Genomic DNA, 1,088 nt, shown 5'->3' with positions numbered 1-1,088 from the left:
AAGGGGTATCCATTTAGCTCCAGTGGCGCCAGAATAGCTGGATGGAAACCCAGATGCTAACGCCAACTCCCGGGCAGGACTATCCTCGCACGTGGAACGAATTTCTTGACTGGTTTGCCACCGAAGAGGCCTGCCAGGCGTTCCTGGAGAAGCTGCGCTGGCCCGAAGGCTTCATCTGTCCGCGCTGTGGAAATACGGGTGATGTGTATCGCGCCAGCCGCACCCGCCTGATGTGCCGGGCATGCCAGTACCAGGGCACGGTGACCTCAGGGACCATCTTTGACAAGACGCGTACGCCGCTGCGGGTGTGGCTGGCTGCGGCGTGGTACCTGACCAATCAGAAGCAAGGCGTGAGCGCCTTGGGACTGCAGCGCGTATTGGGTTTGGGGAGTTACCAGACAGCGTGGACCATGTTGCACCGGTTTCGGCGCGCCATGGTCCGCCCGGACCGTGACAAGCTCAAGGGGCTTGTCGAGGTGGATGAAGCCTACCTGTCCATTACGGATCGCAAAAATCCCGCCACCCCTGCGGGGCGCAAGAGCAGCACCACCAAAGTGTTGATGGTCATGGCGGTGGAGATCGTGCAGCCCCAGGGGTTTGGGCGCATCCGATTGCGCCGCATCGACCGAGACTCCGCATCCCACGTCATCCCCTTCGTGCAGGAGGTGGTCGAGCCCGCAGCCCAGATACGCACGGACGGCTCGGCGGCGTACCGCTCCCTGGGAGAACTGGGTTACATCCACCAGCGCACCGTCATGCTGGGCTCAAGTGTGCCTGCCCATGTGTCCATGGCGGGAGTTCACCGGGTCGCCTCCTTGGTTCAGCGCTGGGTGCTGGGAACGCACCACGGCTCCGTGCAACCCGAGCACCTGGATGCTTATCTCGATGAATTCGTATTCCGCTTCAACCGGCGCACATCCAGCTCGCGCGGGATGCTGTTTTACCGCCTACTGCAGCAAGCGGTGGTCACGCCGCCGGTGACGTATGCGGACGTCGTGAGCAAGAACACCGGTGGGACGCAATCGGATATTATTACTGGATGCAATCACAGTGTTTGAGGGGTCGCTGGAGCTAAGTGGATACCCCTT

At 61.4% G+C, this 1,088-nt stretch carries 1 protein-coding gene; it reads left to right on the top strand.

Translation table 11 applies throughout. From position 1 onward, the window contains the following. Window positions 1–41 precede the first annotated feature (41 nt). On the top strand, window positions 42–1,058 hold the full coding sequence (locus ACDELDRAFT_RS22870) for an IS1595-like element ISAcde1 family transposase (RefSeq protein ID WP_005801535.1): 1,017 nt from the start codon (window positions 42–44) through the stop codon (window positions 1,056–1,058). The last annotated feature ends 30 nt before the right edge of the window (window positions 1,059–1,088 follow it).

The sequence above is a fragment of the Acidovorax delafieldii 2AN genome (assembly GCF_000175235.1).
In the GTDB taxonomy this organism is placed as follows: domain Bacteria; phylum Pseudomonadota; class Gammaproteobacteria; order Burkholderiales; family Burkholderiaceae_C; genus Acidovorax; species Acidovorax delafieldii_B.
This window is presented reverse-complemented; position numbering and strand designations above follow the sequence as displayed.